Annotated in this window: 5 protein-coding genes and 1 pseudogene; 2 read left to right on the forward strand and 4 right to left on the reverse strand. The window is 69.9% G+C overall.

Going from position 1 to position 5,560, the window contains the following annotated elements; all coding sequences use genetic code 11:
• Positions 1 to 366: 366 nt before the first annotated feature.
• Positions 367 to 750 carry a hypothetical protein gene (locus tag AB0M88_RS38425; protein WP_364110765.1) on the reverse strand — a complete coding sequence of 128 codons (384 nt, stop codon included), beginning with the start codon at positions 748 to 750 and terminating at the stop codon, positions 367 to 369.
• 103 nt (positions 751 to 853) lie between these two features.
• Between AB0M88_RS38425 and AB0M88_RS38430 the strand changes: the two genes are divergently transcribed.
• Positions 854 to 1,990, forward strand: coding sequence for a hypothetical protein (locus AB0M88_RS38430; RefSeq protein WP_364110766.1), 1,137 nt, complete (start codon positions 854 to 856; stop codon positions 1,988 to 1,990).
• On the opposite strand, the gene AB0M88_RS38435 is transcribed toward AB0M88_RS38430, so the two are convergent.
• The gene (locus tag AB0M88_RS38435) at positions 1,924 to 3,099 is read right to left on the reverse strand and encodes a hypothetical protein (RefSeq protein ID WP_364110767.1); all 1,176 of its coding nucleotides are present in this window, start codon (positions 3,097 to 3,099) and stop codon (positions 1,924 to 1,926) included. The two genes, AB0M88_RS38430 and AB0M88_RS38435, sit on opposite strands and share 67 nt — an antisense overlap.
• Positions 3,096 to 3,695 (reverse strand): polysaccharide deacetylase family protein, encoded by a 600-nt coding sequence (locus tag AB0M88_RS38440; protein WP_364110768.1) that lies wholly within the window; start codon positions 3,693 to 3,695, stop codon positions 3,096 to 3,098. Before AB0M88_RS38440 ends, AB0M88_RS38435 begins: the two co-directional genes overlap by 4 nt.
• A 344-nt stretch (positions 3,696 to 4,039) precedes the next feature.
• On the opposite strand from AB0M88_RS38440, the gene AB0M88_RS38445 reads away from it, so the two are divergent.
• On the forward strand, positions 4,040 to 4,948 hold the full coding sequence (locus AB0M88_RS38445; RefSeq protein ID WP_364110769.1) for a TIGR03619 family F420-dependent LLM class oxidoreductase: 909 nt from the start codon (positions 4,040 to 4,042) through the stop codon (positions 4,946 to 4,948).
• Positions 4,949 to 5,017: 69 nt separating this feature from the next.
• Here AB0M88_RS38445 and AB0M88_RS38450 read toward each other — a convergent pair.
• Positions 5,018 to 5,560, reverse strand: a pseudogene (locus AB0M88_RS38450) (hypothetical protein); the annotation flags it as partial.

Consider the following 5,560-nt stretch of genomic DNA (forward strand, 5'->3'; position numbering starts at 1 on the left):
CGGCCCCGTGGCTGTGCATCAATTTGCCCCCCTTAGTACCCCCGGTCCGGGCCGGGCCCGCGCCCCCCCCCCGGGGGCCCGCGGGGGGGGTCGACGGGGCGGTCGAGGGGGCGGCTGGCGCGGCGGCCGGCCGCGAAGCCGAGGTGCAAGCCCCGACCGCGAGCACAATGCCGGTGACTGCGCTCAGGCGTGCCATGGTGTGGATCCGCACGGCGGTCCTCCTCGTCAAGGGTCGAGCATCGATCTGCCGCTCATCCTTCAGCGCGGCGGCCGAGCGGCCATCCGGGTATTCACCGGGGGTCGACCCTGATATCCCCTGGGTGGAAACGTAAGACCTGAAAAGCCGCTGAAAAATGCGAGACGCACCTACGCGGTGGGCAAGCGGCGACGCTTGACCTCGTCGCGTACGGCGAGAACGAGCAACGCCAGCGGCACGACGATCCACAGCTGGAGTACCGAGTAGCGGCGCAGCTCCCGATCGGTGTCAACGCCCGCCAACTCGCCGTCCAGGGCCCCCGGGCGGCTCAGCCGGATCGCGTATCCGGCCAGTGGCGCGTAGTTGAGTCCGGAACCGATCAGCCAAGCTCCGAACAGGCGATCACCGGCACCGGATGTGGCCGTGAGGAGCCAGGCACCGAAACCGATCGCGACGATCACGCCAAGGGTGAACTCGGCGAGGATGACGCGACGGCGACGCCGCGTGCCCCGGGTTCCCCACATGTCAATCGCCGCGAGCCGTCTGACGTCCACGCCCGCCACGCTGTCATGGGAGCGCAACCCCGTGGCCCCGTTCAGGATTTCGAGGTCGGCTCTCTTCGCGTTTTCTTACCTCCCGGCCTCTACCGTGCCGCCGATGAACGTGAATGCTCGTACGGTTCGCTGGCTCCTCACCAGCTGGGCGGCCAGCTGGTTCGCGGCGATGGCCTGGCACGGCGGGATGTCCTGGCACTTCTTCGTCCAGGGCGCCCAGGCACTGGCCGACGCCGACGACCCGGCCGGCGGCCTCCACCTGTACGCGGTCGCCCCGGTGCTGCAGATCGGCCCCGTCGCGTTCCTCGTCACGGAAGCGCTGCGGGTCTTCGGCGGACGGCCCGACCTGCTCGCGGCGCAGCTGCTCGGGACGGCCGGCGGCGCGTACGTGCTCTGGCAGGCCGGCCGTCTCGGCCGGCGCCTCTCTCCCTGGCCGGTGTTGTTCTTCGTCCCGGTCTGGATGTACCTGGCGGTGGCCTCGACCCACCTCGACGACGTGCTCGCCCTGGTCGGCGGGGTCGCCGCGCTCGCCGCCGCCCGGGCCGGACGGCCGATCCTCGCGGGCCTGCTGCTCGGACTCGCCGCCGACGCCAAGCCCTGGGCCCTCGGCTTCGCGGCACTGCTGCTCCTGCTGCCCGGATGGCGCGCGATGCTGCGCGCCTCAGCGAGCACGGCGGCCGTCATCGCGCTCGGCTGGCTGCCGTTCTTCCTGGCCGACCCGCGGACCAGCCGGGCCCTGCATTTCACGATCGCCAACACACCGCTGTCGGCTCTTCGGGCACTCGGGTTCACCGATCCGCGCACCCCGCCCTGGGACCGCCCGGTCCAGGCCCTGCTCGGCATCGCCCTCGGCATCATCGCGGTACGCCGCGGCCGCTGGCCGGCCGTGCTGCTGCTCGCGGTGGCCGCCCGGATCGCCCTCGACCCCGGGACCAACCGCTACTACGCGGCCGGCGCAGTCGTCGGTGCCCTCGTATGGGATCTCGCCGGAAGCAGGCTCCGTTTCCCGTGGTGGACCGCGGCCGCCGCGCTCAGCCTATTCGCCAGCCGCTCGATCCCCTTGCCGGCGGCCATACACGGGTGGATAACTCTCACCTACTGCCTGGCGACGGTTTTCCTGCTCGTCCCGCGTCAACCAACTGACTACGGGCGCACGAAACCGGCTGGGCCGGGTTATCGCAGAATGCCGGTGTGGCCGAGGGAGTATCGGCCTGGCTGTGGCCAGACGCAGAGGCCGTGAGGTTGGACGCCCACGGGAATCCGCGCGATCAGGTGGCCGGTCGTGGTGTCGATCGCGTACACCTCACGGTCGTAGCGGCCGGACAGCCAGAGCACCCGGCCGTCGGCCGACACGCCGCCCATGTCGGGGCTGGTGTGGCCGGGCAGGATCCATTTGCGCACGATTCTGCGGGTGGCGAACGAGATCAGCGAAATGCTGCCCTCGCCCCGGTTGGCGACGTAGAGGTAGCGCGAGTCGCGGCTCGGGTAAAGGCCGTGCGCGCCTTGGCCGGTGGGCAGGAAGGCCGAGACCGTCAAGGTGTCGCCGTTGAGCAGCCAGACCCCGCTGGTCTGCATGTCGGCGACGTACCAGGTGCGGCCGTCCGGGGAAATCTTGATGTCTTGCGGCATTGCCTTGCCGGGCAGGTGCAGCCGGCCGACGATCCGCTGGGCGGCCGTGTCGACCTTGACCAGGTCGCCGGAGAACTCGCAAGTGACGATGAAGTAGCGGCCATCGGTCGAGAAGTCGGCGTGGTTGACGCCGGCGCAGCCGACGGGAAGCACGTGCTTGACCGCCATCGTGTGTGGGTCGCGGAAGACGATCTGACGGCGGGTTTCCGCCATCACGACCGCGAACCGGCCGTCCGGCGTGAAATACAGGTTGTACGGGTCGTCGACCGCGACCGGTCGTCCGAAGCGTCCGGTGATGGGATCGATCGGGGTGAGCGAGTTGCCGGAGTTGTTGTTCACCCAGAGGGTCTTCAGGTCCCAGGACGGCACGACGTGCTGCGGTCCGGCGCCGACGCGGACGGTTCGGATCACCCGGTAGGTGCGCGGGTCGATGACCGACACCGTGCCACTGCCGAAGTTCGGCACGTAGACCAGGACGCGGTCGCGGCGGACGGCGGGCGACAACCGGCCGGGACGGTCAGCGGCGTAGACGTCGTGGGGGTCGATCGGCGGTGGCATGCCCGGCAGCAGCGTGACGGGAACGGCCGACGTGGACGGGGACGGCGGCGCCGAGGCAGTGGACTGGGCCGAGGACCGCGCAGGTGTGGTGCATGCGGCTGCCGCGAGGGCGAACGCGAGGATGAGCGCGAACCGCATGGTGATCTTGCCGGCCTGCGTCATGTCATCAGATCCGTCATGGTCACCGGGGTGAGACCGCGCCGGTTCAGCGCGGCCAGCAGCGTGGGCATCGCGGCTACCGTGCCGGCGTGGCCGAAATGGAGGCTGACGATCGAGCCGGGCCGGACCGCGGCCATGGTGGTGGCCACGATGGCGTCGGCACCCGGGTCGGTGTAGTCGAGTGAGTCGACGTCGTACGAGAGGCAGACCGGGTAGCCGGCCCGGGCGGCAGCGGCCTTGATGGTCGCTGTGGCGTGCGGGGTCTGCGAGGGCCGGAACCATCGCCCGATGGAACCGGTTACTCGTCGCAGGGTGGTGGCGCAGGTGGCGACCTCGGCGTACGCCGCGTCCGCGTTCATCCGTTTGATGTCGGCGTGGTGCTGGGTGTGGTTGCCGAGTTCGTGGCCGGCGGCCACGATCCGGCGACCGAGTTCGGGCTGCGCGGCGAGCCAGGCCCCGACGGCCAGGACAGTCACCGGGGCGTGGGCGGCCGCCAGCCGGTCCAGCAGCTGGTGAACAACGGCCGAGTCGCCCTGGCCGTGGAACGTCAGTGCGATCTGGGCACGGTCACGCGGACCGTGGGTGATCTCACCGGTCAAGCGCGGGTGACTCGTGGGTGGCGCAGTCGCCGCCGGCGTGGCCGCGGCGGGTGCTGATGGCGATGAGGCGGGCTTCGAGGACGGCGACCCGGCGTCGCACCCGGCGGCAGTTCCGGCGGCCACCACGGCGGCGACCCGGAAAACGTTTCGGCGGTCCATCGTGCACACGCTAGGAAGCGGTCGATGAGAGTGCGCTGAAGACGCGGCAGGATCGCGTACGACCGTAGCGGCGAACTCGCGGTCGATCGGCAGCCACCGCACAACCGGAAAGTTCTGCCACAACCGATGAGAACGACCGGTGGAGCTGGTCTAACCAGGCAGTGACGATGGCTGGGAGGACGAAAATGACGTCGATCAAGTTGGGCGTGCATCTGCCGTTGGCGGGGCGAGGGGCCTCACCGGAGAGCATCGCTGAGGTCGCCGAGGAAGCCGAGCGCATCGGGCTGGACTCGGTCTGGTCCTGGGAGCGTCTGATGCGGCCAACGGTGCCGATCGCCATGGGCGGCCCGGGCGGGCCGGTCATGGAAGCGCCGGAGGACTTCGCGACGGTGTACGACCCGATCGAAACGTTAGCCTATGTCGCGGCCCGCACCAGCCGAATCAGTCTGGGGACCAGTGTGCTGGACGCGCTCTTCCAGAGTCCGGTCATCCTCGCTCGCCGGCTCGCCACCCTCGACCGGTTCAGCGGCGGCCGGCTCATCGCCGGCATCGGCCAGGGCTGGATGGCCCAGGAGTTCGAGGCTGCGGGCGTCCCGATGAGCAGACGTGGCGCAGGATTCGAAGAGCACCTACTGGCCATGCGTGCGGTCTGGGGACCCGATCCCGTGAGTTTCGCGGGCCGCCACTACCGCATCCCCGAAGCTGACATCGGCCCGAAGCCGGTCCGGCCGGGCGGTCCCAGCGTGGTCATCGGCGCCGTGTCTCCGTCATCGCTTCAACGCGCGGGACGGCTCGGTCTGGGACTGGCGCTGGTCATCTTCGACTGGGGCACGGTCGAGCAGAGCATCGCAACGTTCCGGGCCGCGGCGGATGCCGCCGGTCACGATCCGGACGCGCAGCCGATCATGTTGCAGGTCAACGGCAACGTCACCGAGGATCCGGTACACGAGCCCGCTCCGCTGGTCGGCTCGCCCGAGCAGGTCGCGGCCGATCTCGAGAAGGCCGCACAGCTGGGCGTCGAGCACATCTACTGGCACTTCGACGAGAACCCACTTCGTTCGCTTCCCCTCCTGGCTCAGCTGCGCCATGGCTGAGCCGAACGGAGGGGTGAGGGCGAGTGAGCCCTCACCCCTCGTCGTGGGCATTGCGGCTGAGGCCGCCTCCTAGGCGAAGGTGCCGCCGAGGTCCCGCCAGCCCGACCAGCCGTCGCCGGGAGTCCAGACATCGGTGTACGCGCTTCTGTTCGTCGCCTCGCCGAACACCTGCATCTGCTCGCCGAACTGAACGGCGGTCAGGTCACCGGCCGGCTTCCCGCCGAGATCCTGCCAGCCCGACCAGCCATCGCCGGGCGTCCACACATCCGAGTTCGCGTGCCCGTCGGTGCCCCGGCCGAAGACCTGCATCTGCTGCCCGAACTGCACCGCATCGACGTCACCGACCAACTGACCGCCAAGGTCCTGCCAGCCCGACCAGCCATCACCCGGCGTCCACACATCCGAATAGGCATGGCCGTCGGTGCCCCGGCCGAAGACCTGCATCTGCTGTCCGAACTGGACGGCGGACACGTCGCTCACCAACTGCCCACCGAGATCCTGCCAACCCGACCAGCCATCACCCGGCGTCCACACATCCGAATACGCGTGGCCGTCGGTACCGCGGCCGAGCACCTGCATCTGCTGCCCGAACTGCACCGCATCGACGTCACC

The organism is Actinoplanes sp. NPDC051411 (assembly GCF_040682075.1).
Taxonomy (GTDB): Bacteria; Actinomycetota; Actinomycetes; order Mycobacteriales; family Micromonosporaceae; genus Actinoplanes.

Bases quoted from the DNA above. Each gene is read 5' to 3' on its own strand.
- AB0M88_RS38430 (WP_364110766.1), top strand. From the start codon at position 854: ATGAACGTGAATGCTCGTACGGTTCGCTGGCTCCTCACCAGCTGGGCG.
- AB0M88_RS38435 (WP_364110767.1), bottom strand. From the start codon at position 3,099: ATGACGCAGGCCGGCAAGATCACCATGCGGTTCGCGCTCATCCTCGCG.
- AB0M88_RS38445 (WP_364110769.1), top strand. From the start codon at position 4,040: ATGACGTCGATCAAGTTGGGCGTGCATCTGCCGTTGGCGGGGCGAGGG.